The sequence below is a fragment of the Streptomyces carpinensis genome (genome assembly GCF_002154505.1).
Taxonomy (GTDB): domain Bacteria; phylum Actinomycetota; class Actinomycetes; order Streptomycetales; family Streptomycetaceae; genus Streptomyces; species Streptomyces carpinensis.
Genome location: NZ_MUBM01000022.1, coordinates 1 through 26,703 on the forward strand (window position 1 = coordinate 1; position 26,703 = coordinate 26,703).

Below are 26,703 nucleotides of genomic sequence, written 5' to 3' on the forward strand. Positions count from 1 at the left end.
GCCGTCGTCGCCCGCGCCCGCCAAAATGCCACCGCCCAGCTCACCACGTGGGGACTGACCCACGTCGCCTTCATCACCGAACTCATCGTCAGCGAGCTCGTCACCAACGCCATCCGCTACGGCAAACCCCCCGTCCAGTTCCGCATGATCCACCACAACACCACCCTCATCTGTGAAGTCTCCGACACCAGTAGCACCACCCCTCACATGCGCCGTGCCCGCGTCTACGACGAAGGCGGACGCGGTCTCCTCCTCGTCGCCCAACTCGCGGACAGCTGGGGCACCCGCCATACCCCCACCGGCAAGACCATCTGGGCCGAACAAACCGTCACACCTGACAGCGAGTGAAGTTCCCCCGCTGGGCTGGACGGCCTGATATTGGGACGAAAGGTCCCGCAGGAAGCAGTTCCAGGTAGTGGGTAAGAAGAGCAGCACGAGCAAGATCTTGCTGAGGTGCCCTGGCGGAGCGCGCGCCAGAGTACGACCGGATGGGGGAGTGGGACGGGCAGACCGGTGGATTCTGCGTGGTCGGCTCTCGGAGCCGCCCATCGTGCCCATCTCGCGGGCTGTACGGCATGCGGAACCGGAAACGACCGGCTAGAAGGGGTGTCCCTGTCGCTCGGGACAGCCGACCGTTTTGCTGCTGATGCTGGAGATGACAGGTGGGACGAGCCGCAGTCGACTGGAATGTGGAGCCCATCCTCATCGACGGGGAGCTCAGGCCACCGGGAGGGCCCATGAGAACTACACGCCACTTTGTTCGCACCGCCACCACCGCCGGCTTGACCGCCGTTCTGACTGGCGCGGCGATAGGCGGGGCCACCGCCGTCAGCACCCCCCAGGACGTCGCGCGCATCGGCAGCCTGCGCCTCGCCGCCACCGCCGGGTGCTCGGTCACCAGCCCGCCTCGCAGCGTCGCCGCGCAGTGGGTCAAGACCACCGACGCACCGAGCGGCATCACCGTCAAGCTGCCTGGTAGGACCAAAGTCGTGCACGACTCGATCACCTTGAACGGTAAGACCTTCCAGCTACGGATGTACGTGGTCAGAGCCGGGAAAAACAAGGCTGTCTTCCAGGTCACGGACATGCACGGAGCAGATACCAAGGCCGCCCTGGACCCGGCCATCCGCGGCATTGCCACTTCGACCAAGGGGACCGTCAGCAGGGACCAGCCCCTTAAAGTCGCCGGCCATCCCGCCCGCGAGGGCCGGATCACGTTCGACGACAAGGGTGTCCCGCGCGTGGTCCTCATCCGTTACGTCGCCGCCGCCGACCACCTCGTCGGACTCGGGGCCAGTGGCCCTGCCGCAGACGAAAAGGGCGTGAAACAGCTCTACCAGCAGCTCACAGGTTCCCTGCACATCCCCTGACTCGTGGATGTCGTCGCGTATCTCCCAGCGGTTTCCCGAAGCCGCCGCCGTCGACGTCGGCCCGAGAACCCCTCCGCCTCCGCCTCAGCCGAGGGTGAAAGTGATCACGGCCCGAGCCGCGAAGCGGAAGCCGCCACCGAGCATGTCGGAACACTCGATCATGACGCCGAGACCGGCGCCTGCGGAACTCGGTGACGGGTAGATCCAGATGGGGCCCGCAGGGGCGGACCTGCACAGGCCGTTCGGCAGCGGGTTCACGGGGCCGGCGACCGCCGGGCCGCCGTACCGGTGGTCGAACAAGTCCTGGCCGTCGGGAACCGTACCCGTGCGGTGCAGGTGCCCCGGCATCAGGGCGCTCAAAAGGTCACCTCGGCCGAGCCGTTCATAGTGAACGTCCTTGGCGTCGGCGGGAATCGGTAGATCGTCCGGGAACAGCCGGACGCCCCCTGCGGCTGGCACCACGGGGACGACGATCCCGAGACAGGACAGCGGGCGCCGCGCCGGACGCGGGTTCGTCACCGTTCCCCCCAGCCATACCTGGCAAGGAACGCACGGAGCCTGCGCCGACAATCAAGCGTGCCGGGTCACGTCCGCTGGAGTGGTGTGTCGGCGGCCACTCGCTGATCTCGTTTCGAGGTTATGCGGGGTGAGTTCGGTGGGCAGGACGGTGTCGTCGGTTTCTGACTCGATTGGGTGGAGGCGGGCCTTGGCGAGGAGCTCGCGGCCCATGTAGCGGCGGCCCTCGGTCCACTCGTCGTTCTGCTCGGCCAGGATTCTGCCTCACCAGCGCATGCCGAGGGCGTCGAGGTCGGTGCGTCGTTGCGGCTGAGTGTTGTGGCCCGGAGCTTCTGGCGCACCGCCTGAAACATGGAGCAGCACGGTTCACGCATTCGGCTCAGTCGGACGGTCACATGAACACGCTCTGTGGTGCACTGGTCACATATCGCGAGGTGGATTGGCGAGAGCGCCGCTCGAGGACGGGTCCTGGCGCCAGGGCCGACGATCGCGACCCCACCCTCGATCCCCGCAAGTCCCGTGTCCCGCGCGGGCAGAAGCGAAGGCTGGCGATGAACGCTGACCTGACCAGTGACCGAATACCCCGGCGCAGGCTCCGCGGCGCGCTTGCGGTGCTGAGCGCCTGCGGGCTGCTGCTGACCTCGTGCACGGCCACCCAGCTGCGGCTGAGCCCGGCACATATCCCCGCCGGAACGGAGGCCACCGCCTCCACGGCCCCCGTCCCGGCAGGTCTGCTGCGCTATTACCAGCAGCAACTGCACTGGAAGCCCTGCCCGGACAAACCGGGCTTCCAGTGCACGACCCTGAAGGCGCCGCTGGACTACGCCCACCCCGACGCGGGCGACATCACGCTGGCAGCCACCCGCAAACGGGCCACCGGGACCGGCGCGAAACGGATCGGCTCCCTGCTATACAACCCCGGTGGCCCAGGCTACCCGGCCATCACCGGACTGTGGGACATCGCTGATGCCTTCCCGCCATCGGTGCGCGCCGCCTACGACCTGGTCGCGGTCGACCCGCGTGGGGTCGGCGAGAGCACCCCGGTGGACTGCAACACCGACACGGCCATGGCCCTCCTCAATGCCGGCGTGATCACCACCTCCGAGCAGCCAGACTTCGAGGGCGTGGACGCGGTGGTCGAAACGACCGCCGATGCGTGCCGACTGCACTCCGGGCGGCTACTGCCCCACGTCGGCACCCCGGAGGCAGCACGGGACTTGGACCTCATGCGCGCCCTCGTCGGAGACGAACGGCTGCACTACCTCGGTTTCTCCTACGGCACCTACCTCGGGGCCACCTACGCCGAACTCTTCCCCTCCCGTGTGGGCCGCATGGTCCTGGACGGAGCCGTAGACCCCTCCATCGACGGCTACCACCGCTTCCTGGACGCCGCGCACGGATACCAGGTCGCCTGGGAGTCCTTCGCCGCCGACTGCGCCACCCGCACCGACTGCCCCGTCGGCCACTCTGTCGAGGAAGCCGACCGCACCCTCGACGCCCTGGTGGCCGCACTCGACCAGAACCCGCTCCAGCCAACCAAGGACATCACCATCACAGGGCAGTTCCTCCTTACTGTTGTCACGGAAGGGCTGCGGGAGCCCGCGTGGCAGGCCCTGCGCCTGTTGCTGAGCGAGGCGACCCACCGCGTCGCGACCGGGCTGCAGAAAGTTTTCGCCGCGGACCAGAAAGACTCCGTCGTCGGCGACTGGGGTTCTACGGCGGTCACCTGCCTCAGCGCCCCGTTCGGCCCGCGGTTCACCCCCGCGCAGGCTGAGGCGGCACTCCCCGAGTTCGTCCGTGTCTCACCCCAGTTCGGGGCGCTCTTCTCCCCCTTCCTCCAAGGGTGTGCGCACTGGCCGGTCGAGCCGACCCAGCCCTCGCAGCGCATCACCGCACCCGGCACCCCGCCGATCCTGGTCGTCGGCACCACCCGCGACCCGGCCACGCCCTACATCTGGTCACAGGCGCTCGCCCACCAGCTCTCCTCAGGCCGCCTCCTCACCCGGAACGGCGACGGCCACACGGGCTTCTTGCAGGGCAGCACCTGCGTCGACACCGCCGTCGACCGCTACCTGCTGAACGATCAGCTCCCACCCGTGGGCACCGTCTGCACCTGATGCAGGGGCAGAAAGCGAGTCTCGAAGATCGAGGCCCATCGGGCCATTGCGGACTCGCCTGAGAGGCACGGGGAACAGCGGCGTCACCGGCGCTCCCGCGTAGGTCAGAAACTTGCCAGGTCGGCCGTCGTCCGCATACGCCGTCCTCCGAACCGGGCTCAGGTGTATTGGTCACGAGCGTTGTCAACGCGGGCCGGGCTTGAGCACGGCGAAGGCCTCCGTGTGTGGTGGAGGTGTCGAATCTTCACCGCACGGAGGCCTTCGTGTCCCACCCGGTCAAGGGCGGAGCGACCAGGTCCCGTCCCAGGAGGTTTCCGCCACTGCAGGGGCTCAGTCCTCCGCCAGCAGGTTGCGCACCGCGGCGTCCAGTTCGGCGGGTGTGGTGCCGCCGACCATACGCACGATGCCGTGGTCGTCGACGAGCACATTGGTCGGGACACCGCGGATCCCGAGACGGGCGGCGTAGCCGCCAGTGGTGTCCAGGAGGACCGTCGCGCCGATGTCCCACACGGCCGCGAAGTCCGCGGCCTCGACCTGCGGGGCGGCGTTTTCCCACACATTGATCATGATCACGTCCAGCCCGGACCGGGCCATACGGCGGCGCAGCCTTTCCAGGACCGGTGCCTCCGCATTGCAGGGGCCTCACCAACTCGCGAAGAAGTTGATCACGTATCTTTTCTCGGCCCACTCCCGCGTGGTGCGGATGCGTCCGCCGCGCAGATCCGGCAGTTCGAAGTCGGGCAGCGGCTGGCCCACCAGCGGGTGCTCGGTACGGGGAGCGGGCCCGGCGGGCAGCCAGGGCCGGTCGACGAAGGTCAGGGTGCCACTTCCCGCGTTCGACACCACCAGGGTGCCGGTGACGGGGTCCAGGGCGCAGTCGCCAGGTGCGTTGCCCACCACGATCCGGTGGCTCTCCCGACCGCTGCCGGTGTCCAGGACGCTGACCGTTCCGGCACCCCGGTTGCACACGTAGAGTCGGCGGCCCGCAGCGTCCACGCACATCCCGACCGGTGCGCGCTCCACCGGGACCTCGTCGAGCACGGCATCGCTGTCCAGCGACACCCTGCTGATGGTGCCGTGCAGCGAGTTGGCGACGTACAGGTGCCGGGCGGCCGGATCGGCCACGACCTTGCACGGCCCCTCACGCACCGCGATACGGCCCAGTGGCTGCAGCGTGTCCGCGTCGAACACGGTCACCGATCCGGCAAGGAAGTTCGCGCAGTACCCACGGCCGGACCCCGGGACGACAGCGATACTGCCCGCACCGGGTTCCGCCGGCACGGTTCCCTGCACCGTGAGCCGGTCGGTGTCGACCACGGTGATCGTTCCACCGGCGGTGTTGCCGACGAAGAGCCGGCGCCGCCCCGGATCGTGGCCGAGGCCGGCGGGATAGGCGCCGACCGGGATCTGCGCGACCCGGTCGCCGGTGCCGGCATCCAGCACGGACACCGTGTCCGAACGCGCGTCCGCGGTGAACAGGCGCTCCGTCGGCTTGTCCAGCACGATCGGGATCGGCTCGCGTCCCACGCCGGCCCGCCACACCGGAACGGCCCGGTCGAGATCCAGTGCCGTGACCGCGTTGTCACGGGAGCAGGCGACAAAGACGCGCCGCCGGTCGGGATCGCTCACGACCGCCTCCGGCCCCTTCCCCACGGGACAGTGCACCCGGACGCCGGGGGAGTGGCCGATCGCGCACGCAGGGCCCTGTGCCGGCGTCTGCCGCTGCTCCATGTGCACTGGGTGTGCTCCCGGACACCGGCCTAAACACCGGTATGCCCCTTTCACGCGATCAGCAAGGACCCTGGACCTCCCCGGAGTCCTGGTGAGCGTCGACAGTATGCGGCAAGGGTGTCGAGGATCGGGGCGGCGGTTCTCGGCCCCTCGAAGGGTTTCCGGTCCGCATTCGAACCCGCGGGACTACTGGTGAGCAGGGCATTCAGAGGAGGGGTGTACGAATTTCGGGTCTGATTTCATGTGTTACTTAATGATTTGATCGGCTTTGTTCGGACACGCGGTAGGAGTCAGAGAACTCCTACCGGAAGGGAGAAACATCCCGACCTGGTGGCCCTGCAGGACCGAGCCGCAGAAGTCTCGTTCAGGCCCGCGCAGGTGGCCGAGTGCCTGGCCCTGCTGAGGGCTCGGCCTACGAGCGAACCTTCGGCATGGGCCGGGCCACCGCCGCTATCGGCGCATGGACGATTACCGCCCGTGGGCGGTGCAGCACGCATCGGCGACGACAGGCACCATCGCCGGCAACACCGCCACCGGCGCCGTCGCGATCGCACCAGGACTGACGACGACCGCGACGGCAGGCAGAGTCCGCTGACAACCGGACAGCTCGACAGGCTCGATCGGTGCCCACAGCGGCCCGGCAGCCCCGGCCCTGGTCCGGCCTGCGTGGAGGAGTCCTTCCCGTGTCCCAAGCTGCGTGCCCCGCTTCCCCACGAGGACGGGACAACGGACACACATCAGCCCGGCAGACGGCGCCACAACCGTTCCGCCGCCCCGACGCATGGCCACACGTGGCCCTGCGGCCGGCGGCGCACAGGCGGCGCTGGCGTGCGCTGGCACGGACGGTGACACCTGGACACGGCGCGCCGTGCTGAGTGTGCCGCTGGCCGTCCTGGCCGCGATCGCCAACGCCCTGGCCTCCGTGCTGCAGCGCAAGGCTGCCCGGGAGCGCCCGGAGAGCGAGAGCCTGAGTTGGCGGCTGGTGTGGAGCCTGCTGCACCGACGGGTATGGTTCGGCGGCGTTGCCTCGATCATTGTCGGCTTCCTGCTGCAGGCCACGGCGCTGAGCCACGGCCAGCTCTCGGTGGTGCAACCGGTGCTCCTGCTGGAGCTACCCGCTACCCTCGTGCTGTCGTCGCTCGTCTTCGACAGCCGCCTCGGCGTCCGCGAGTGGGCCGCCTCGGTCGCGATGGTCGCCGGCTTGGCAGGGCTGCTGTTCTTCCTCTCCCCGTCCCACGGTTCCACCGCAAACGCCACCACGCTGACATGGGCATTCGCCTCGGGACTGAACGTGTTCCTGGTTGCCGCTGTGGTCGTGTGCGCCTACTTCACCGCCAACGGCGCCCGCAAGGCGGCCCTGCTGGGTGTGGCGACCGGCTGCGGTTTCGGCTTCACCGCCGCGCTGATCAAGGGCGTGACCGTGGCGTTCACCCACGGCCTCGGCGCCTTGTTCACCAGCTGGCAGCTCTACGCCATGATCGTGGCCGGTGCCGGAGCGATGTTCCTGCTGCAGTCCGCGATGCAGGCAGGGCGACTGCTGGCCAGCCAACCCGCACTGACGATGAGCGACCCCGTCATCGCGATCCTGTGGGGCATCTTCGTCTTCGGCGAAGCCGTCCGTGGCGGCCTCTACATCGTCTTGTCGGTCGTGGCGGCAGCCGTGGTGGCCGCCGCCGTCATGGTTCTGACGCGTTCCCCGCTTCTTGCCGGTCAGGCCGGACAGCAGGAACAGCAGGAACAGCAGGACGCCCAGGCCGGTCCGGAGGCGGAGCGGTGACGCACGGCGGCCGTTCTTGGGTTGACTCGGTCGACCACCTGGAAACCCGCCAAAGACGAGGCGAAGCCGCTTCGATGGGAGAGAGGGGGCAGAATTGGTTTGCAAGGAGAGCGGCGGTGATCGTAAGTGGCCCACCAACGCCAAGTCCCACGCCCAGGCCTCCGTGACGCCACCCGGCTCGTGCTGGTCGGTGCTCTGGCGGCCGTCCTGACGGTGGGCGCCGGTCCTGTCCGGGCGGCCTCCGCGGGCCACGTCTCGACGATCGACGCGGCCACCCACCAAATGACCGTCACGGATCACGGCCGGACGGTGATGACCTTCCCCGCGAGCTTCGGAAAGCCCGGCTTCCGTACCCCGTCCGGAACGTTTCACGTGCTGGGCAAGGACGCGGTCATCAAAATGACCTCGTGCAGCGCGAACATCACGTGTAATCCGCGCAATCCCAACTACTACGTCCTCACGGTCCACTGGGCGGTGCGCCTGACCACCTCCGGCGTGTTCGTCCACGCGGCACCCTGGGACCACGCCATCGGCCGGGCCGACACCTCTCACGGCTGCATCCACCTGACAACGGCGGACGCCCACCGCTTCTACGATTTCAGCCGGATCGGCGACACGGTAATCGTCAAGAACACCGGCGGCCTCGCAGGCGGCCCGAGCGGCCCGTAGCGCACCCGGGCAGCACTTCGGCGTCCTCACCGAGATCGACGTCACGGCGCGACTCTCAAGGCCAAACTCGATCAGGACATGGAGGACCACGTCATCGTCGGAGCCTGCAACCCGCCGTCCGCCCACCGCGCGCTGGAGGCCGACCGCAGCATCGGCCTGCTGCCGCCCTGCAACGTGGTCGTCCGCGCCGAGAGCGACCGCACTGTCGTACAGGCCCTCGACCCGGCACGATGGTCACGCTGACCGGACCCGAGGCCCTGCGCCCGGTCGCCGAGGAGCCCCGTCCGCCGCCTCGACGCCGCCCTGGCCTCGCTCGCCGGGGCGGGGACGGGCAGCTGAGCCGCCTCAGGCACCCCGCGGCACCAGGGCCGACTGACTGCCAGGACGCCTGTGTCCAGGTCGCCCGCCCGGTGAGCAGCCGCTGGATGAGAAAGCCGAGCGCTGGTGCTCACCTGCCTGTGCGCCTACGCCGCACCGGCGATGTGCGCTGGTAAGCCGGCGTCCTCTTCGCTGCGCCCGTTCTGAGCCCCCACGGCAGGCCGACCGAGCCACCATGGAGGTGAGCTGAAGTGATGGTGGGGGCGGAAGGAGGCCGCCATGGCAGCCGAGCGCTACGCGACGCCGACTCTGACGGTGGCGGCGACCAGTGGCCGGCGGGCTGGGCTGATCCTCGTCGGAGAGGTCAGGGCGGAAGTTTTGAGGCAACTGGAGGAGCAGCTGGATGCCCCGCCGCTGAGCCGGGCCGATGAGTGGGTCGTCGACATGAACAAGGTCACCGGGATCGACCTTGCGTGCGTCTACGCCCTGCTGCAGGCCGCAGCCACGCGGCGGCCGAAGACGGTGACGCTCACCGTTCGCGGAGCCCGGCACGCTGTGCGGCGGACTCTGCACGCCGCCGGGCTCGACGTGGTGGCCGCGATCGAGAGGTGACTGCTGGCGCAGGTACGGACAGATCAGTGGCTGGAGGAGATACGACGCGGCGGCGCACTCGCCCGCCAAGCCCCCGACACCGCGACCGCGATCATCACCCAGGCCATCCACACCCTGGCGGTCCTCTTCCCCGACACTGACCCGCATCCCACCCCCGCCACCTGGTGCCGCGGCGAACTGGCCACCCGCGCCACCGGCTCCGCCCGCGGCCTGGACGACGGCACACTGCTGTCCCGGCTGGTCCTGCGCGGCATCGCCCTGGCACGGGACGTCGACTTTCCCGCCGACGCGCCTGCGCGCCGAGCTCTGTGGCGCCTGGCATCGGTCACCCCGGACAAGGTATCCAGCACCGTGCTCACTACGGCCTGCACCCCCCAAGGCGACACCTGGGGCGAAAAGCCCTACGCGAGCGGTCGCAACACCACCTGGAAACCCACCTCACCCTGCGCGAACTACGCACCCTCAACCTGCAGATGCCCGCCCACAACCGCATCCACGTCTGCGAGAACCCCCGCGTGGTCGAAGCCGCCGCCGACGCCGGCCGCACCGCACCGCTGCCCTCAGGCAGCGCAACCACGGTCGTCCTCAGACTGCTCGACGCGCTGGCCGACACCGGATGCACCTTCGCCTACCACGGGGACTTCGACTGGGATGATCAAGGGCCGCCGGTGCGGACCCGCCGAGAACAAGCCGCCAGGCGTGCGAGCACGCTCGATCGAGCCGTACGGACCATGAGCTTTCTCAGGACCCGGGAAGGCGGGCGGATCAGCGCAGTCCGGCGAAGAGGTCGTTCTCGGGCACGGCCGCGCCGGTGGTGTCCTGGACGCGTACGAAGGTCTCGACGCCCATCAACTCGGTGAACCTTTTCTGGCCCATCTTGAGGAAGAATATGTTCTCGCCCTGGCTGGCGTGCGCGGCCAGCGCATCGAACTTCTGACCGCCGAACGCGGAGGTGTCCACCCACGTGGTGATCTCCTCGTCGGGGAGTCCGATCTCGGCCATCGCGGCGGCCTCGGCGGGGTCCGGCTCCTGCCAGTCCGCACCGAACTCGCGCATGGCCTCCCCGAACCGCTGCATCATCGAGCGGGGCGCCGTCGTCCAGTACACCTTCGGTGTCTGCATGGTCATCGCCAGCGCCGCCATCGTGATGCGGTTTGCCTGAATGTGGTCGGGGTGGCCGTAGAAGCCGTTCTCGTCGTAGGTGACGACCACATCGGGTTGGTGGCGGCGCAAGAGGTCCGCGAGTCGTGCAGCCCCCTCCTCCACGGGTGTCTGCCAGAAGGATCCGGGGGCGTCATTGGTCGGCCAGCCCATCATCCCGGAGTCGGCGTATCCCAGCGTCTCGAGATGACTGACCTTCAGGATGTTGCAGCTCGCCTCGAGTTCTTGACGCCGCATCAAGGCGACGGCTGCCGGATCGTGCCCGGGATCGCCCGGTTTGACACCCCCCGGTCCGTCACCGCAACCGCCGTCGGTGCACGTCACGAGGACCGTGCGGATGCCCTCCGCCGCGTACCGTGCGAGGACACCTCCCGTTCCCGTGGCCTCGTCGTCGGGGTGGGCGTGCACCGCCATGAGCGTCAAGGGCCGGTCATTCATGAAAACAGTCCTCCTGTGTGAAAAGGCCTCGGTGTCCGCACCGAGGCAAGTGGCACGGTCCGGCACGGCACACTGATGATCTGTCACTGGATCAACACCGTGCCTACCGGCTCTATTGTCCGCACCGGATGAGCCAGGGCGTTGCTTCCCGGCAGTACCCGGTCCTCCAACGGCAAACGCCGGGGGCGGCCGCGCTGGATGTCCCTGCCACAACGCCTCACCAGCAGCATCAACGTGTTGAACTTCGCCGGGCTCAGCTCGTGAACGAGGACTGACGCCCGCAGATCGCTCAAAAGAGCCGGCGAATGACCTCGACCGTGCGAGCCAGGTGGGGTTCGTTGCGGTCGGCGCGGTGGGCGACGGCCAGTTCGATCGCCGCCGCCGGACGTACCAGGGGCCGGTAGGCGACACCGGCGAGGGCGAGCGCGGTCACCGGTTCGGGCACGACCGCGACTCCGAGGCCGCCGGCGACGAGGGTGATGAGCGTGGAGGTCTCTGCGACCTCGTGCCGGATGTGCGGCTCGACGCCGGCGTCTTTGAGGACACCGAGCACGACATCGTGCATCACCGAGTGGCGGTCCGCCGAGTGCATGATCAGGTCGAGGCCGGCGAGGTCGGCGGCGCGCACCTGGGTCTTCGCTGCGAGTGGATGCTCGGCCGGGAGTGCCACCACGAGGCGGTCCCGGCGCAGGGTGTGGACGGTGAGGGACGGGTCGGCCGCGGGCGGGCGGAGCAGGGCCACGTCGATTGCGCCGCTGCGCAGCGCCTCCACCTGATCCGGGGCGAGCATCTCCCCGCGGAAGGAGAAGTCGATGCCCGGCAGTTCGGTGGCGAGGTGACGCGACAGCGCCGGCAGCAGGCTGTACGTCGCCGAGCCGACGCAGCCGAGGGTGAGGTGACCGACCGCACCGGCGGCGACCCGGCGGGCGTGGTGGGCGGCCTCGTCGACCTCGGCGAGGATCGCCCGTACCCGGTCGAGGTAGGCGCGGCCGGCGTCGGTGAGGTCGACCCGACGTGTGGTGCGGTGGAACAGAGCGGTGCCGAGCTCGCCCTCGAGCTGCCGGATCGCGTGCGAGAGCGGCGGCTGTGCCATGTGGAGCCGCTCGGCTGCACGCCCGAAGTGGCGCTCTTCCGCGACGGCGACGAAGTAGCGGAGCTGGCGCAGATCCATAGTTTCAGTATCTCAATCGACGTCGATATTGATACTTCACAGTATCGGCGGTGCCGTCTAGCGTCGAGCCATGAACAGTGCATTCCTCTACGCCGCCACGCGGACACCGTTCGGCAAGTTCAACGGCGCGCTGGCCGACATCCGGCCCGACGATCTGGCCGCTACCGCGATCAGCGGCGTGCTCGCGCAGGCGCCGTCGCTGGATCCCGCTGCCATCGACGAGGTCGTCTGGGGCAACGCCAACGGCGCCGGCGAGGAGAACCGCAACGTCGGCCGGATGGCCGCGCTGCTGGCCGGTCTGCCGACCAGCGTGCCCGCCACGACGGTCAACCGGCTGTGCGGCTCGAGCCTGGACGCGGCGATGGCCGGCTCCCGCACGATCGAGACGGGCGACGCCGACGTTGTTCTCGTGGGCGGTGTCGAGTCGATGACGCGGGCGCCGTGGGTGCTGCCCAAGCCGTCGCGGGCCTTCCCGGCGGGCGACGTCACCGCGGTATCGACGACCCTGGGCTGGCGGCTGGTCAACCCGCGGATGCCGAAGGAATGGACCATCTCGCTGGGGGAGTGCAACGAGCAGCTCCAGGAACGCTTCGGCATCTCCCGCGAGCGCCAGGACGAGTTCGCCGTCCGCTCTCACCGCCTCGCGCACCAGGCATGGGAGGACGGCTTCTACGACGCGCTGGTCGCCCCGGTGGGCGACCTGACCCGCGACGAGGGCATCCGCGCGGACTCGAGCACCGAGAAGCTCGCCAAGCTCAAGCCGTCGTTCCGGCCGGACGGCACCATCACAGCGGGCAACGCCTCCCCGCTCTCCGACGGCGGCTCCGCGGTGATCCTCGGCAGCGAGGCAGCAGCAGCGACCATCGGCCACGACCCGCTCGGCCGGATCCTCGGCAGAGGCGCGATGGCGCTGGACCCGCAGGAATTCGGCTACGCCCCGGTCGAGGCCGCCAACCGAGCGCTCGCCCGCGCCGGGATCACTTGGGAGCAGGTCGGTGCGGTCGAGCTCAACGAGGCATTCGCAGTCCAGTCACTGGCCTGCATCGACGCCTGGCTCAAGGACGGCCTGCGCGATCCCGGGATCGTCAACCAGCGCGGCGGGGCCATCGCGATCGGGCACCCGCTGGGCGCCTCCGGCGGCCGGATCCTCGGGACCCTGGCCGCGGTCCTGAAGGAACGCCGCGAGCGGTACGGCGTGGCCGCGATCTGCATCGGCGTCGGCCAGGGGCTGGCCGTCGTCCTGGAGAACCTGGAGGTGTCGAAGTGAGCCGCACCGCTGTGCTGGATTCGACCGACGAGGCCGTCGCCGGGATCGAGGACGGCTCCACTGTCCTGGTCGGCGGCTTCGGCCTGGCCGGGATGCCGTTCGACCTCATCGACGCCCTCATCCGGCAGGGCGCGAAGGACCTCACGATCGTCTCCAACAACGCCGGAAACGGCGACGTGGGACTGGCGGCGCTGCTCGCGGCCGGCCGGGTCCGCAAAGTGCTGTGCTCCTTCCCGCGGCAGGTCGACTCCTATGTCTTCGACGCGCTCTACCGCGAGGGGAAGATCGAGCTCGAGGTGGTGCCCCAGGGCAACCTCGCCGAGCGGATGCGGGCCGCCGGCGCCGGGATCGGCGCGTTCTACTGCCCGACCGCGGTCGGCACCCCGCTCGCCGAGGGCAAGGAGGTGCGCACCATCGACGGACGCGACTACCTGCTGGAGTACCCGATCAAGGGCGACTACGCCCTCATCGCCGCGCACCGTGCCGACCCGATGGGCAACCTCGTCTACCGCAAGACCGCCCGCAACTTCGGCCCGGTGATGGCGACCGCCGCCACCACCACGGTCGTCCAGGTCGACGAGGTCGTCCCGCTCGGCGGGCTCGACCCGGAGGCGGTCGTCACGCCGTCCATCTACGTCGACCGCATCGTCCCGGTCGAGACCCGCCACTACACCGTCCAGGGGGCACGATGACCACCGACACCACCGCCGCGACACGTTCGGCGTCCGCGGGCGAGGCGCCGATCACCGTCGACCATCCGCTCAGCATGGACGAGGTGGCCGCCGTGATCGCACGGGACATCCCGGCCGGCGCGTTCGTCAACCTCGGCATCGGCCAGCCCACAAAGATCGCCGACCACCTGCCCGAGGAACTCGGCGTCGTCCTCCACACCGAGAACGGCATGCTCGGCATGGGGCCGAAGGCCGAGGGCGCCCAGATCGACCCCGACCTCACCAATGCCGGCAAGGTCCCGGTCACCGAGCTCCCGGGGGCGGCGTACTTCCACCACGCCGACTCCTTCGCCATGATGCGCGGCGGCCACCTCGACGTCTGCGTGCTCGGCGCCTACCAGGTCTCCGCCCACGGTGACCTGGCCAACTGGCACACCGGCAAGCCCGGCGACATTCCCGCCGTGGGCGGCGCGATGGACCTCGCCATCGGAGCCAAGGACGTCTACGTGATGATGACGCTCTTCACGAAGTCCGGTGCGCCCAAACTGGTCCGGCAGTGCAGCTACCCGCTCACCGGCATCGGCTGCGTCAGCCGGGTCTACACCGAGGTCGCCACCTTCGACCTGCGGCCCCACGGCGTCCACGTGCTGGAGACCTACGGCATCACCCTCAACGAGCTGCGCTCACGCCTCGACGTCGAGCTGCTCTGACCTCCCCAGGCCCGCACCTGACGCTCCGGTTCCTGTGGGCGCAGCAATCGCGCTCGGCGCGCTTGTCATCAACCGGCTCATCGCGGCAGCCAAGAATCAAGCCAACCAACTGATGATCCGGCCGACGACGCGCGCCGCCGCCGCCAGGCCTGAAAAGCCGGAATCGGAGACACGCAGTACCCGGGTTGGCCGGCTGCAGCGGGCAGCCCCTCGGAGGCCATCACGGCGATGGCCTCGAACCGCCTTCTGGTGGCACCCCCTTCCCCAGCAGCTCGGCGGCCCGCCGGTGGATCGCCGGCTCGGTCTCCAGCTCCGCGATCCGCCGGCTGGGCGCCGCGAGCGCGCTCTGCTCGGCGCTGGTCGTGCCTGGGAGCAGGCCCAAGTCGGCCAACTGCCGGCGCCGTCATACGTAGACGGTCTGGTCGCTCAGCCTCAGGCCGGCCGCCACCTGCCTGGCGGACCGGCCGGCTTCGATGAGGTCGAGCACCTTGCGGCGGAACTTCGGAGGGCAACTTCGCGGCCCAGGTGCGTTCTTGGGCTGCTGGAGTGATCGCTGTCCAGCAAGCCGACTCCTCCGAACCCGGGGCACATCAAGATCTCCACCTAACCCGGGGCAGTTGGCACCGAGACTCCCGGAGCGGGATAAGGCGACAGCGTCGGCCCCTCTCCAGGCGCTTGGGAGAAGGGCCGACGCCAATGGGCTGATCAGCGCGCCGTGTAGCCGCCGTCGATCGGCAGGTTCACGCCCGTCACCCAGTCCGCTTCGTCCGAAGCCAGGTAAAGGACCCCGTAGGCGACATCGATCGGACGACCCAGGCGACGCAGAGACTGGTTCCCCGTCATGTACTCCTCATAGGCCGACAGACCACCGGGGAACTCAGCCGCGATGCCTTCGACCAGCGGGGTCAGGACCGTGCTCGGGTGCACCGAGTTCACGCGGATGTTGTACTTGCCGTAGCTGGCCGCGTCCTGCTTGGTCTGCATGGAGACCGCGCCCTTGGCGACGTGGTACGCCGTGAACTCGTCGTTCCCGATCATCCCGTAGATGGACGAGTAGTTGACGATGCTGCCCTTGCCCCGCTCGATCATGTGCGGGATGGCATGCTTGGTGCAGAAGAAGACACCCTTCACATCGACAGCGAACAGAGCGTCCCACTCGGCCTCGGTGAGCTCGTGGGTCGGCTTGTCGACGCCGATGACGCCGGCGCAGTTGACGAGGATGTCGAGAGCACCGAACTCCTGTGCTGCTGCGTCGATCACCGACTTCGCCTCGGCCTCCCGGGCGACGTTCAGGCTCCAGAACTCCGCGGTCCCGCCTGCCGCGCGGATCCCCGCCACGACCTCCTGGCCCTTGACCTCGTCCAGGTCCGTGACGGCGACCTTGGCGCCCTCAACCGCGAACAGCTCTGCGGTCGCCCGGCCCATGCCCATTGCGGCCCCGGTGATCAGGGCGACCTTGTTCTCCAGACGTCCCATGCCGATTCCCTTTCCCCGTTCAGGTCTCAGGCCTTGACCGACTGGTTGGCCAGGAAGGAGCGGTAGCCGTCCGCCTCAGCTGCACGGCAGAACTGCTGATACACCTGTCCGCCGCCCATGTAGACCTGGAACTCCTCCGGCTTGCCGGGCAGGTTGTCACCCAGGAACCACGCCTTGGCCTTCTTGCCCTCGGAGTACATGACGGTGGCCTTGCCGGCCCGCTCGGTCTCCTCCATCCACCAGGCCTCCGACTCGGGGGTGGCCTCGAGGAACGGAACGTCGTTCTCACGCGCCCACGCGATGGCCCTCTGGAGCCACTGGGCGCCGAGCTGGATCGGGACCGGCAGGTTCGAGTACGGCGTCTGCGGGCCGAGGGACATGAAGAAGTTCGGGAATCCGTTGGCGTTGATGCCGAGGTTCGACTTCAGGCCGTCGGCGAGCCACTTCTCGCGCAGCGTGCGGCCACCGCGACCCACGATGTCGATGTTGGTCAGGGTCCCGGTCATGGCGTCGAAGCCAGTGGCGAAAATCAGCACGTCGAGCTCGTACTCGGTGTCGCCGACCACCACGCCGCGCTCGGAGATCCGGCTGATCGGCTGCGAGGCGACGTCGATGAGGTGCACGTTCGGCTTGTTGAACGCCGCGTAGTAGTTATGGCCGGTCGGGACGCGCTTGCCGTTGAACGAGTAGGTGGTCGGCGAGAGAAGGTCGGCGACGGCCTGGTCCTCGACGATCTCGTGGATCTTCTTGCGGATGAACTCCGAGGCGAGCTCGCTGGCCTCATGGCTGGTGGCCAGATCGGTGAAACACTCGTTGGCGAAGTGGAATCCGCCCTCGTTCCACTTGCTCTCGAAGATCCGGTCGCGCTCCTCTGCGGAAACCTCGAGGGCGCTGTGCTCGGCCGGCTCCATCGCGACGCCGAAGGGGTGGTTCGCCGCCTTCTCGTAGATCTCGTCGTAGTGGTCACGCAGGTAGGCCATCTCCTCCTCGGTCACCGGGTCGTTCGTGGTCTCGACGATGAAGTTCGGCGTGCGCTGGAAGACGTAGAAGTCGCCGGCGGCCTTGGCGATCTCAGGGACCATCTGGATGCCGGAGGCACCCAGCCCGATGAGGCCCACACGCTTGCCGGTCAGGTCTGCGCCGCCGCGGGGCCACATCGAGGAGTGGTACTTCTCGCCCTGGAACGTGTCGATGCCGTCGATGGCAGGGAAGATCGCCTGCGAGAGGACGCCCATGCCGGAGACGAGGTAGGTCGTGGTCAGGGTGCTGCCGTCGCCGAGGTGGACGGTCCACGTGTTCGCATCCTCGTCGTAGACGGCCTTGTCCACGCGGGTGGACAGGCGGATGTCCTTGCGCAGGTCGAGCCGGTCGGCGACGAAGTTGAGGTACTTCAGGACCTCCGCGCCGGCCGGGTACCGCTCGGTCCAGGTCCACTCGTCGCGGACCTCCTTGGAGAAGGAGAAGGAGTAGTAGCTGTACTCGCTGTCGGTGCGGACGCCGGGGTAGCGGTTGACCCACCAGGTGCCGCCGACGCCGTCCTCGCCGTCGACCACGAGGGTCGACAGACCGATCTCGCGCAGGTGGTGGAGCATCGCCAGGCCGGAGAAGCCGGCGCCGATGACGATGGCGTCGTAGTCACGCTTGCTGGTCATGTAAGTGTGGGTCCTTTCACCGAGTGATGACAGGTGGGCACTCAAGGTGGGAGCGCGCGGTAGGAAAGGTGGATGAGACGCGGTCAGCGGTCTGGCCAGGGCGCCGGTGGGAGGCTGGTCAGGACCGGTACCAGGCGGCCATGGAAGCGATCTCCTCGTCGGCGCGCGCGAGGCGTCCGGCCTGGAACGGGAAGACGTGCTGCATGCCCTTGCCGATGGAGAACGTCACGTCGACGCCGGCGTTCTCGGCCAGGGCGACCAGGCGCTCGGAGTCCTCGAAGAGGGATTCGGTGTCGGCTGCGCAGACGTAGAGCCGCGGGAAGCCCTCATAGGTGGCGTAGAGCGGGTTGACGTACGGGTCCGTCGGGTCCGCGCCCCCGGAGAGGTAGCGGCCGATGTTCCCGGCGAGGCCTTCGCGAGTGATCAGGAAGTCGGTGTCGTTGTTGGTCTCGATCGTGGCACCGCTGTTCTCCATGTTCAGCCACGGCGACATCGTCAGGACACGTCCGGGCAGCGGGCGGCCGTCGCGGCGCAGCGTGAGCGTCATCGCTACCGCGAGGTTTCCACCGGCGCTGTCGCCGACGAAGCACACGTCGTCGGCCTTGATGCCCTTGTCCAGGAGGGCCTGGTAGACGGCGAGGCCGTCTTCGATCTGCGCCGGGAACGGGAACTCCGGTGCGAGCCGGAAGTCGAGAACAAATGCATGGGTGCCGCAGGCCTTGGTCAGGTGCCCGGCGAGCTTGCGGTGGCTGGCGGAGGAGCCGAGCGCGAACCCTCCGCCGTGCATGACCACCATCACCTGAGAGGGATCCGCGTCGAGGGGGGTCACGAGGATGCCCGGCACGCCACCGATGGTGGTCGTGGCGTAGGTGACCCCTTCGGGCTCAGCGGTCGCGCGCTGCCAGTCCTCGAAGACCCAGCGCATCAGCTGGAGCGACATCTGCGGGTTGGCCTCGAACTCCACGCTCCACTCGGCGTAGATCTCCCCAAGCGGGTCTGAAGGACGGGGATGGGGCATCGGTGCTCCTCAACGTCATGGTCGGCGGTACTGGCTGTTCCTCGGGCCGGCAGACGGCCGACCCGGCCAGTCGAGGATCTCCACGCCCAGGCGTCGAAGGTGAACGCTGTCACAAAATGAGGCACCGCCGTCTCACAGTGACTCGCGTCATACGGTCCTGCTCGCGACAGCCTTCTGCCGGGGCCCTCACCGAGCCCGTTTCCCTCACCCAGGCGTTCACGTCACTCCGATCACGCCGGCGATCCCGCCCTCGGAGTCGGACCAGGTACTGCGCTCTTCCGGCTCGGTGCTTGCGCACACCTGGTGCTCCCGGGCCGGCGAGGTCCTTCACAGCTCTCAACGAGGAGACACTCCATGCACATCAAGAAGCGGGCCGTCGCGGCGACTAGCGTCGCAGCTGCCATGGCCATGGCGCTCAGCGCCTGCGGGGGTCTGTCCACCAGCTCCACCGGCTCCGGTGGTTCCGGTGCCTCCGTCGGCTCCAGCGGCCCGTGGCCGACCGTGAAGGTGGGCGGTGTCGGAGTGCAGGCCGACATCCCGGACATCAGCAAGTTCTGCGGCACCAAGCCGATCAAGGTCGGCTACGCCGACGGCAACAACAACAACACCTGGCGCAAGGCCACGATCGCGCTCTTCAAGGCCCAGGCGGCCAAGTGCCCGAACATCACCCAGGTCGTGGTGACCGACGCCCAGAACAACACCCAGAAGGCGATCTCGGACATCAACTCGATGGTCGCCCAGGGCGTCAAGGTGATCGTCACCTTCGGCGACGCCGGACAGGCCCTCCTGCCGACCATCCAGAAGGCGACCGCGGCCGGCGTGGCGGTCGTGCCGATCGTCTCGGGCGTCGGCGGTACACCGGGCAAGGACTACGTCGACTTCGTCTCCGAGAACGTCGAGACGTACGGCAAGAACCTCGCCGACTGGACCGTCAAGGCGATGCACGGCAAGGGCAACCTGGTCATGCTGGGCGGTGTCGCCGGCAGCGCCTACTCCCAGACCGTCTACAACGGCGTCAAGAAGGCGGTCGCGGAGCATCCCGGCGTCCACCTGCTCAACGCGGACGGGTATGTCGCCACCGACTGGGACGTCAGCAAGACGCAGCAGGTCGTGGCCGGTCTCATCACGAAGTACGGCAAGATCGACGGCATCGTCTCCGACTTCGGCGGCGGTTCGGTCGGAGGTATCCGGGCGTTCATCGCCGCGAACAAGCCCCTGCCGGTCTGGTCGGCCAATGACTCCAACGAGTTCGCCTCGCTCTGGTACCAGTACCACAAGCGGTACCCGAGCTATCAGATCGCGACGGAGTCGTCCCGCAACTGGGTCGTCGAGGCTGCTTTGAACAAGGGTCTCGCGGCCTACAACGGCATCACCGACACCGAGCCCTCGACGTACAACCTGGAGATCATCGAGGACTCGACCAACCCGAAGATGATGCCGAAGTACGACAAGTCGCTGCCGGCTGACGCGATTCTCTCTTCCGGCCTGACCACCGAGCAGATCAAGGCTCTCTACAAGTAGGCCCTGCAGCGGTCCGGTCGGCTTCGATGCCATCTCGGCCAGGCCATCGCCCCTTTCACAAACAGAACCGTCCGCAGCTCCGGCCATTCCCGGCAGTTGCCCGGGCCTCCATGGGTTTCTTCAAGGCCCGGGCGGCTGACCTCGTCGCTTTTCCAGACGGTTTTCCCTCCGAATCCCGAACTACGCAGCCACCTGCGGATATCCGAGGAGCACTCATGAACCGACTCGACGGTAAGGTCGGCATCGTCACCGGCGCTTCGCGCGGCATCGGCCACGCGATCGTCGACGCCATGGCGGCTGAGGGCGCGGCCGTCGTCGCGACCAGCCGCGCTGCCGCCGACGACTCGTTCGGCGCCGGCGTCACGTACGCGTCCCTCGACGTGGCCAGCGAAGCCGACTGGCAGCGTGTGATCGCCGAGGTCATCGAACACCACGGGCGCCTGGACTTCCTCGTGAACAACGCCGGCATCATCGCCTATGAAACCGTCCACGAACTCACCAGTGAGGAGTGGAACCGGGTCGTCGCGGTCAACCAGACCGGCACCTGGCTCGGGATGCGCGAGGTGATCCCGCAGATGATCACCCAGGGCGGCGGCAGCATCATCAACGTCTCCTCGATCTGGGGCAGCGCCGCTGTCGCCGGTGCGCACGCCTACCACGCGACCAAGGGCGCGGTGCGCAACATGTCGAAGAGCGCCGCCGTCAGCTACGCCAAGGAACGCGTCCGCGTGAACTCGGTTCATCCCGGTTTCATATGGACCCCCCTGACCGAGGCTCAGGCCCCGGAGGTGAACGAGTACGTCATCTCCCAGACCCCGATGGGACGCGCCGGACGACCCGAGGAGATCGCCGCCGGAGTCGTCTTCCTCGCCTCCGACGAGGCCAGCTTCGTGACCGGTTCCGAGCTCGTCATCGACGGCGGCTACCTCGCCCAGTAAGGGGCCCGTCAACGGGCCGAGGCGCCGGCCCGGCCACTCAGGTCCGCGCCCCTCAACATATTCCAGGAGTCCGACGTGACCAACTTCGGCAGCAACGGACCTGAGACTCAGGTCCGGCCACCGCAGCAGGGTGCGAGCCCCGACCTCACCCAGTCCAACCACGCAGCAAGTCAGACAGCGAGCCAGGCGGCCGGTCATGTCGCATCGGTGCTCTCCATGCAGGGCATCGGGAAGTCCTTCCCGGGCGTGCGCGCGCTGGACGAGGTGAGCTTCGATGTCCGCCCGGGCGAAGTCCACGCCCTGGTAGGCGAGAACGGCGCCGGCAAGTCCACCCTGATGGCCGTGGCGTCGGGCGCATTGGCGGCGGACGACGGCACCGTCCTCATCGGCGGCGTCCATCTCACGCATGCGCAACCCGAGCAGGCTCGCAGCCTCGGCCTCGGTATCGTGCGACAGCATCCGGCGCTTCTTCCGGACCTGACGGTGGCGGAGAACATGGCGCTCGGGGTCGGGTACAAGCGCGTCGGCGGACTTCGCCGTGCGGTCGCCTGGGCCCGCGAGACCCTCGCGCCGTGGGAGATGAAGATCGACCCGCGCGCCCGCGTCGCCGACCTGTCGATGGAGAAGCGGTTCATCATCGAGATCGCCAAGGCGCTCGCGCTGAACCCGAAGGTTCTGATCCTCGACGAGCCCACAGAGCATCTCAACGCCGAAGAAGTACAGCGTCTGTTCACGAAGGTCCGCGAGACCGTCGCAACCGGCGCTGGGGTCGTCTACATCTCCCACCGCATCCCGGAAGTCAAGCAGATCGCCGACCGGATCACCGTCCTTCGCGACGGCCAGACCCGCGGAACCTTCGACGCCTCGGCTGTCACCGAGGAGCAGATCGTCGAGCGCGTTGTGGGCCGCAAACTCGAGACGGTCTTCCCCGCCAAGGAACCCGTACCCGCGGACGCGGCCGAGCGACTCGTCGTGACCGGGCTGTCCGGTCACGGCTTCGACGACATCTCCCTGACCGTCCGCTCCGGCGAGATCGTCGGCCTGGCCGGGGTCCAGGGCAATGGCCAGGCCGAGCTCGTCCGTGCCCTGGCCGGCCTGGTCTCGACGTCGGGCGAGATCGTCGTCGACGGACAGCGGGTCCGCGGCTCAAACGCGGCGGCCGCGAACGCCGGTGTCGTCTACGTGCCGGCCGACCGGCACGGCGAAGGTGTGTTCCTGCCCCTCGGCGTGAGCGAGAACATCGTCGCGCGCACCCTGCACAAGGTCTCCCGCCTCGGCCTGGTCAGCGACGCGCTGACACAGTCCACCTCGAAGGACCAGATCCGCAGCCTCGCGATCAAGACCCCGACCCCCGATACGCCGATCAGCTCGCTGTCGGGAGGCAACCAGCAGAAGGCCGTCATGGCCCGCACGCTGCTGGCGGCACCGAAGGTCCTCGTGGTGGAGGAGCCCACCCAGGGCGTCGACGCCGGCGCGCGCGTCGACCTGTACCAGATCCTGCGTACCGCGGCCGATGACGGTGCCGCCGTCATCGTGCTCTCCTCCGACAACGTCGAGCTGGAGGGCCTGTGCCACCGCGTGCTGATCATGTCGCGCGGAAGCGTCGTCGAGGAGCTCGCCGACGAGGAGATCACCGAAGCGGCCATCACTCACGCCGCACTGACCTCGACGAGCGTGCGCGGCCACGAGAAGACCCGACCGGCAAAGCGTCGCCGACTGCGGGCCTGGCTCGCCGGCGACCAGGCCCCTGCGGCAGTGATCGCCATGATCGTGGTGCTCCTCGGTGTCGGGACCGGGCTGCACAACGGCGACTACTTCGGCCAGCTCAACCTCAACAACCTCCTGCTCATGCTCGCGCCCCTGCTACTGGTCGGCGCAGCGCAGCAGGTCGTCGTCATGGGAGCCGGGTTCGACCTGTCGGTCGGCCCCCTCATGGGCTTCCTGGTCGTGATCGCGTCGTACTGGATCGTGGACGGCGGAAACCTGGTCCTCGGCCTAATCCTCATGGCCTTCGGCGCGCTCGCGGTAGGCGTGATCAACGGCGTCATGGTGACCTGGTTCCGCATCAACCCGGTCGTCGCGACCCTCGCGGTCTACATGGCCCTCCAGGGCATCTACCTGTCCCTGCGGGACACGCCGGGCGGCACGATCTTCCCGTCGGTGGCAGCCGACATCCAGGCCCACTTCGGTGCGGTTCCGCTGGTGACCGTCATCGCGGTGCTCCTCGTTGTGCTCCTTGAGCTGGCACTGCGTCGCACCCGGTGGGGCGTCGAGCTTCGGGCTCTGGGGTCCGAGCCGGACGCAGCGGAGCGTCTCGGGGTGAAGATCCGACTGATCCAGTTCACCTCGTACGTGATCTGCTCGGCTCTGGTCCTGCCCGCCGGCATCATCCTGATGGCCCAGATCGGTATCGGTGACGGGCGTCCCGGTCTCGCGTACACACTCAACTCGGTGACGGTGGTCGTGCTTGCCGGAGCGAGCATCTTCGGTGGCCGCGGTTCGTTCATCGGGATCATCGCCGCCGCTGTCCTCACTCAGCAGCTGGTCAATGTCTCCCCGTTCCTCGACCTTTCCCCTGCCTGGGGCTACTGGCTCCCGGGCCTCATCACGATCGGCGCCGCCGTGCTGTACGCGCAGCTGCGCCGTACTCGCCGGACGGGAGCACACGCATGACCACCCGACCCACCAACGCCTCCCGCCGCAACCCGAGTCATGAGGGGAACGTCATAGACACCCTCGACGCGGGCGCCACCTGGCGCCGTCTCCTGTCGGGCAGCTGGGTGGGGATCGTGATCGCCACGATCATCCTGTTCGCCCTCAGCCCCGCCATCGCCCAAGGCAGCCTGGGTTCAGCCCCGCTGCTGAGCATGCTGCCCTTCGCCGCCGTGCTCGCCATGGCGGCCGCCGGGCAGACTCTTGTCGTGCAGCAACGCGGCCTCGACCTGTCGGTGCCGGGCATGATCGCGCTCGCCGCGGCCCTGTGCACCTGCATGGTCCAGTCCCACGGCTGGCCGGCGTGGCTCGCCGTCACCGTCGCCGTGGTCGCCCCCGCTCTCGTCGGCCTGGTCAATGGAGTCCTGGTCGCAGTCGCCCGTGTCATGCCGCTGGTCGTGACGCTCGGCATGAACGCCGTCCTGCTGGGCACCGTCCTGGCGATCTCCGGCGGTTCGCCGGCCACAGCGCCAGGCGGCCTGAGCCGGTTCTCCGTCGACCGGACCCTCGGCATCCCGAACACGTTCATCATCGCGGTCGTCATGCTCGCCGTGGGCGGCATCATCGCCAAGCGCTCGGCGGTCGGGCGCCGATTGACCTACATCGGTGTCAGCGTTCCCACCGCCTCAGCTCTGGGCATCCGAGTGACCCTCTACCAGATCGTCGCCTACGGGTTCGCGGGCCTCGCCTACGGCGCCGCCGGAGTTCTCCTGGCCGGCTACACCCGCACTCCCGGGCTCTTCATCGGGGACAGCTACGTCCTTCCGACCGTCGCGGCCGTAGTGCTGGGCGGCACCGCGATGACCGGCGGTCTCGCGAGCATCGTGGCCAGCGGCGTCGGGGCGCTGTTCCTCACGCAGCTCGGACAGCTGCTTCGCTCTCTGGGCTGGAACGACGCCCAGCAGCTCATCGCCCAGGCAGCAGTCCTAGCCGCGGTGGTCCTGCTGCGCCAGGCCGCCCCCGCTCTTCGCGGGCTGGCACAGCGTCGACGCCAACGGGCATTGCCTACGGCCGGCTGACGACCGAGCCACCGGTATGCACAGCGCGGTCCGGAACCAAGTTCCCGGACCGCGCTGTGCATACCGGTGGCTGCGAGGGGCTGCGCGGTGGCCGCGTCGAAGTCGTCCGTCACGAGTCGGTGATCTTGTAGGCCTTCATCTTGCGGTAGATCGTCGCCCGGGACAGGCCGAGTATCTCCGCGGCGCGGGAACGGTTCCCGTCGGCTTCCCGCAACGCCCGGGAGATCGCCTCGAGCTCGGCACGCTCGATCATGGTCAGTGCGCGGGAACCCTGGATCCGCTCCGGCAGGTCACTGGGCAGGACGTATCCGCGTTTGCCGGCAAGGGCCAACCCCTCGACGACGTTGTGGAGTTCCTTGAGGTTGCGGGGCCACTGGTATCCGGTGAGCAGGTCGAGGGTCTCCGCATGGGGTTCCAGACCGACTCCCGGCATGGCCCGGTCCGTGAAGTAGCGCCACAGAGCGGGCAGGTCGGCGGTGCGCTCCCGCAGCGGCGGAACCCACACGTGTGACGCCCCGAGACCGACCGCCGTCTCCTCGGCCTCCGCGGCCGAGCGCAGCGTGGCGGTGAGCATCACGGGCCCCTTCAGAACGCTCATCTCCAACAGCCCGGCCAGCGCGATTCTGGCCGCCGGGTCGAGGGCGTCGATCCCCTTGACGATCACGGGCGCTCCGCCTTGCAGCCGCTCCGCGATGCTGCGAAGCCATCGCTTCCCGCCGATCAGGGTTCGCTCCACCGTGTCGATCACGATGTGGGCACCTGGTCCGGGATCGCCGGAACGGAACGGGAGCCCCAGGGCGAGCGACGTCTTCCCGACGCCGGCCTCGCCGGCGATCACCACCGGCCGCGTCGCCTCCCGCCTTCGTGCGACCGCGTGCACAGCCGCCATCCAGTCCGGCGAGCGTCCGATCAGCTGCATGCGGGCCGGCCCCAGGGCGGTGGTGGTCGAGGTCCTGCCCCGCTGCAGGGACACGATCGCCCCGGCGCCCGTCTCGACGGGGGCCAGCCGGACCTCGGTCAGGCCGCCGGAGAGCTCGATGATGAACCGGCCACCGGATTGCCGCTGGACCAGCTCGCCGAGCGCCGCGATATCCGCGCTGGACAGGCGGGCAGCGCCCTGGCTCTGCATGATCAGTCCCTGCGGACCGAAGCCGACCACCGCGCCGGCCTTCGCCTTCGAGGCCTCCAGGAATGCCTGGAAGACCGCCCGGGCCTGAGGGGAGGCCACATCGAGGAGATGCTGCTGCAACTGGTCCGCGACCGTTTTGACCATGGGCCGCAGCAGCGAACGGCCCTCGATGAGCCCGCTGGACAACGTCACCACAGCGACGATCTTCTGGGTCAGCGGGTGCCGGATCGGCGTGCCGGTACAGACGGCGTCGTTGTACATGTCCGCGTAGTGCTCCGCGCCGGTGATCTGCACGCACTGCCCGGTCGCCAAGGCCGTACCGACACCGTTGGTGCCCACGAGCGACTCGTCCAGGACGGCACCGCGGTCGGTGCCGACCCTTTCGAAGTGGCGCCATGCGTCATGGTCTGCGGCCCAACGACCGAGGATACGGCCCTGGGCGTCCGCGAGCAGAAGGCCGACGCCCGTTCCCGACAAGTCGGCGGAGAAACGTGACATCGGCGCCTGAAACAGATCCAGAAGATGCTGATCTAGCTCATCCACCGCCACATGCGGCACCTCGCGGACGTTGGTCGGCACACCGAGCGCCTCCCGGGAACGCTCCCAGGATCTCAGCAGCGCAGGCGCCACATTGATGCGGTCGGTGTTGCCTGTCAACCATTCGTCTTTGAGTGCGTTGACTGGCCCAGTCGACATGCCCTTCCCTTCCT

Annotated in this window: 23 protein-coding genes and 4 pseudogenes; 17 read left to right on the forward strand and 10 right to left on the reverse strand. The window is 68.6% G+C overall.

Translation table 11 applies throughout. The annotated features are described in order from the left end of the window. Positions 1-348, forward strand: a 348-nt coding sequence (locus BZY54_RS04275; RefSeq protein WP_143667992.1) for an ATP-binding protein, incomplete at its 5' end; no start/stop codon positions are given. 434 nt (positions 349-782) lie between these two features. Further along, positions 783-1,370: a hypothetical protein gene (locus BZY54_RS04280; protein WP_143667993.1), complete on the forward strand. Its 588-nt coding sequence runs from the start codon at positions 783-785 to the stop codon at positions 1,368-1,370. Positions 1,371-1,454: 84 nt separating this feature from the next. Here the strand turns inward: BZY54_RS04280 and BZY54_RS04285 are convergent, their stop codons facing one another. Both BZY54_RS04285 and BZY54_RS55285 read right to left on the reverse strand, forming a co-directional pair. Further along, positions 1,455-1,730 (reverse strand): hypothetical protein, encoded by a 276-nt coding sequence (locus BZY54_RS04285; RefSeq protein WP_086723193.1) that lies wholly within the window; start codon positions 1,728-1,730, stop codon positions 1,455-1,457. 285 nt (positions 1,731-2,015) lie between these two features. Beyond that, a pseudogene (locus BZY54_RS55285) lies at positions 2,016-2,150 on the reverse strand (IS256 family transposase); the annotation flags it as partial. Positions 2,151-2,437: 287 nt separating this feature from the next. Here BZY54_RS55285 and BZY54_RS04295 point away from each other — a divergent pair. Further along, positions 2,438-4,003, forward strand: coding sequence for an alpha/beta hydrolase (locus tag BZY54_RS04295; RefSeq protein ID WP_086723194.1), 1,566 nt, complete (start codon positions 2,438-2,440; stop codon positions 4,001-4,003). Positions 4,004-4,333: 330 nt separating this feature from the next. Here BZY54_RS04295 and BZY54_RS04300 read toward each other — a convergent pair. Then, a pseudogene (locus BZY54_RS04300) lies at positions 4,334-4,633 on the reverse strand (TlpA family protein disulfide reductase); the annotation flags it as partial. A gap of 12 nt (positions 4,634-4,645) precedes the next feature. Continuing rightward, positions 4,646-5,632 carry a hypothetical protein gene (locus BZY54_RS04305; protein ID WP_158103809.1) on the reverse strand — a complete coding sequence of 329 codons (987 nt, stop codon included), beginning with the start codon at positions 5,630-5,632 and terminating at the stop codon, positions 4,646-4,648. A gap of 562 nt (positions 5,633-6,194) precedes the next feature. Here BZY54_RS04305 and BZY54_RS54645 point away from each other — a divergent pair. The 7 genes and pseudogenes from BZY54_RS54645 to BZY54_RS52785 all read left to right on the forward strand — a co-directional run bounded on the left by BZY54_RS54645 (position 6,195) and on the right by BZY54_RS52785 (position 9,970). After that, positions 6,195-6,329, forward strand: coding sequence for a hypothetical protein (locus BZY54_RS54645; protein ID WP_279634643.1), 135 nt, complete (start codon positions 6,195-6,197; stop codon positions 6,327-6,329). Positions 6,330-6,515: 186 nt separating this feature from the next. Then, entirely contained in the window at positions 6,516-7,511 is a 996-nt protein-coding gene (locus BZY54_RS04310; protein ID WP_143667994.1) for a DMT family transporter, read from the forward strand. 180 nt (positions 7,512-7,691) lie between these two features. Continuing rightward, the gene (locus BZY54_RS04315) at positions 7,692-8,180 is read left to right on the forward strand and encodes a L,D-transpeptidase (RefSeq protein WP_086723198.1); all 489 of its coding nucleotides are present in this window, start codon (positions 7,692-7,694) and stop codon (positions 8,178-8,180) included. Positions 8,181-8,190: 10 nt separating this feature from the next. Continuing rightward, positions 8,191-8,519: pseudogene (locus BZY54_RS04320) on the forward strand (DUF302 domain-containing protein); the annotation flags it as partial. Positions 8,520-8,777: 258 nt separating this feature from the next. Further along, the gene (locus BZY54_RS04325; protein WP_086723199.1) at positions 8,778-9,110 is read left to right on the forward strand and encodes an STAS domain-containing protein; all 333 of its coding nucleotides are present in this window, start codon (positions 8,778-8,780) and stop codon (positions 9,108-9,110) included. A 39-nt stretch (positions 9,111-9,149) separates the two neighbouring features. After that, a pseudogene (locus BZY54_RS52780) lies at positions 9,150-9,413 on the forward strand (TIGR02679 domain-containing protein); the annotation flags it as partial. A 170-nt stretch (positions 9,414-9,583) separates the two neighbouring features. Continuing rightward, positions 9,584-9,970 carry a DUF2399 domain-containing protein gene (locus BZY54_RS52785; RefSeq protein WP_244216952.1) on the forward strand — a complete coding sequence of 129 codons (387 nt, stop codon included), beginning with the start codon at positions 9,584-9,586 and terminating at the stop codon, positions 9,968-9,970. On the opposite strand, the gene BZY54_RS04335 is transcribed toward BZY54_RS52785, so the two are convergent. Further along, on the reverse strand, positions 9,876-10,709 hold the full coding sequence (locus tag BZY54_RS04335; protein WP_086723200.1) for a PIG-L family deacetylase: 834 nt from the start codon (positions 10,707-10,709) through the stop codon (positions 9,876-9,878). The genes BZY54_RS52785 and BZY54_RS04335 overlap by 95 nt on opposite strands. 289 nt (positions 10,710-10,998) lie before the next feature. Then, on the reverse strand, positions 10,999-11,880 hold the full coding sequence (locus BZY54_RS04340) for a LysR family transcriptional regulator (protein ID WP_086723201.1): 882 nt from the start codon (positions 11,878-11,880) through the stop codon (positions 10,999-11,001). A gap of 70 nt (positions 11,881-11,950) precedes the next feature. On the opposite strand from BZY54_RS04340, the gene BZY54_RS04345 reads away from it, so the two are divergent. Genes BZY54_RS04345 through BZY54_RS04355 form a run of 3 tightly spaced genes read left to right on the forward strand, consistent with a single transcriptional unit; the run spans position 11,951 to position 14,528 of the window. Beyond that, positions 11,951-13,147 (forward strand): thiolase family protein, encoded by a 1,197-nt coding sequence (locus tag BZY54_RS04345; RefSeq protein ID WP_086723202.1) that lies wholly within the window; start codon positions 11,951-11,953, stop codon positions 13,145-13,147. Then, complete coding sequence (locus BZY54_RS04350) at positions 13,144-13,839, forward strand: 3-oxoacid CoA-transferase subunit A (protein WP_086723203.1); 696 nt, start codon at positions 13,144-13,146, stop codon at positions 13,837-13,839. The genes BZY54_RS04345 and BZY54_RS04350 overlap by 4 nt, the downstream gene beginning before the upstream one ends. Beyond that, positions 13,836-14,528 (forward strand): 3-oxoacid CoA-transferase subunit B, encoded by a 693-nt coding sequence (locus BZY54_RS04355; protein WP_086723204.1) that lies wholly within the window; start codon positions 13,836-13,838, stop codon positions 14,526-14,528. The genes BZY54_RS04350 and BZY54_RS04355 overlap by 4 nt, the downstream gene beginning before the upstream one ends. Before the next feature lie 705 nt (positions 14,529-15,233). On the opposite strand, the gene BZY54_RS04360 is transcribed toward BZY54_RS04355, so the two are convergent. From BZY54_RS04360 to BZY54_RS04370, 3 genes are all read right to left on the reverse strand, one after another. After that, the gene (locus tag BZY54_RS04360; protein ID WP_086723205.1) at positions 15,234-16,004 is read right to left on the reverse strand and encodes an SDR family NAD(P)-dependent oxidoreductase; all 771 of its coding nucleotides are present in this window, start codon (positions 16,002-16,004) and stop codon (positions 15,234-15,236) included. A gap of 26 nt (positions 16,005-16,030) precedes the next feature. After that, entirely contained in the window at positions 16,031-17,656 is a 1,626-nt protein-coding gene (locus BZY54_RS04365) for a flavin-containing monooxygenase (protein WP_086723206.1), read from the reverse strand. Positions 17,657-17,774: 118 nt separating this feature from the next. Continuing rightward, entirely contained in the window at positions 17,775-18,674 is a 900-nt protein-coding gene (locus BZY54_RS04370; protein ID WP_086723207.1) for an alpha/beta hydrolase, read from the reverse strand. 354 nt (positions 18,675-19,028) lie between these two features. On the opposite strand from BZY54_RS04370, the gene BZY54_RS04375 reads away from it, so the two are divergent. The 4 genes from BZY54_RS04375 to BZY54_RS04390 all read left to right on the forward strand — a co-directional run bounded on the left by BZY54_RS04375 (position 19,029) and on the right by BZY54_RS04390 (position 24,864). Then, positions 19,029-20,195 carry a substrate-binding domain-containing protein gene (locus BZY54_RS04375; RefSeq protein ID WP_086723208.1) on the forward strand — a complete coding sequence of 389 codons (1,167 nt, stop codon included), beginning with the start codon at positions 19,029-19,031 and terminating at the stop codon, positions 20,193-20,195. 215 nt (positions 20,196-20,410) lie between these two features. Beyond that, positions 20,411-21,133: an SDR family NAD(P)-dependent oxidoreductase gene (locus tag BZY54_RS04380; protein WP_086723209.1), complete on the forward strand. Its 723-nt coding sequence runs from the start codon at positions 20,411-20,413 to the stop codon at positions 21,131-21,133. A 75-nt stretch (positions 21,134-21,208) separates the two neighbouring features. After that, positions 21,209-23,806: an ATP-binding cassette domain-containing protein gene (locus tag BZY54_RS04385; RefSeq protein WP_208640547.1), complete on the forward strand. Its 2,598-nt coding sequence runs from the start codon at positions 21,209-21,211 to the stop codon at positions 23,804-23,806. Continuing rightward, positions 23,803-24,864, forward strand: coding sequence for an ABC transporter permease (locus BZY54_RS04390; protein WP_086723210.1), 1,062 nt, complete (start codon positions 23,803-23,805; stop codon positions 24,862-24,864). The genes BZY54_RS04385 and BZY54_RS04390 overlap by 4 nt, the downstream gene beginning before the upstream one ends. 109 nt (positions 24,865-24,973) lie before the next feature. Here the strand turns inward: BZY54_RS04390 and BZY54_RS04395 are convergent, their stop codons facing one another. Continuing rightward, positions 24,974-26,650, reverse strand: a complete 1,677-nt coding sequence (locus tag BZY54_RS04395; RefSeq protein WP_244216953.1) for a sigma-54-dependent Fis family transcriptional regulator — start codon at positions 26,648-26,650, stop codon at positions 24,974-24,976. Positions 26,651-26,703 lie beyond the last annotated feature (53 nt).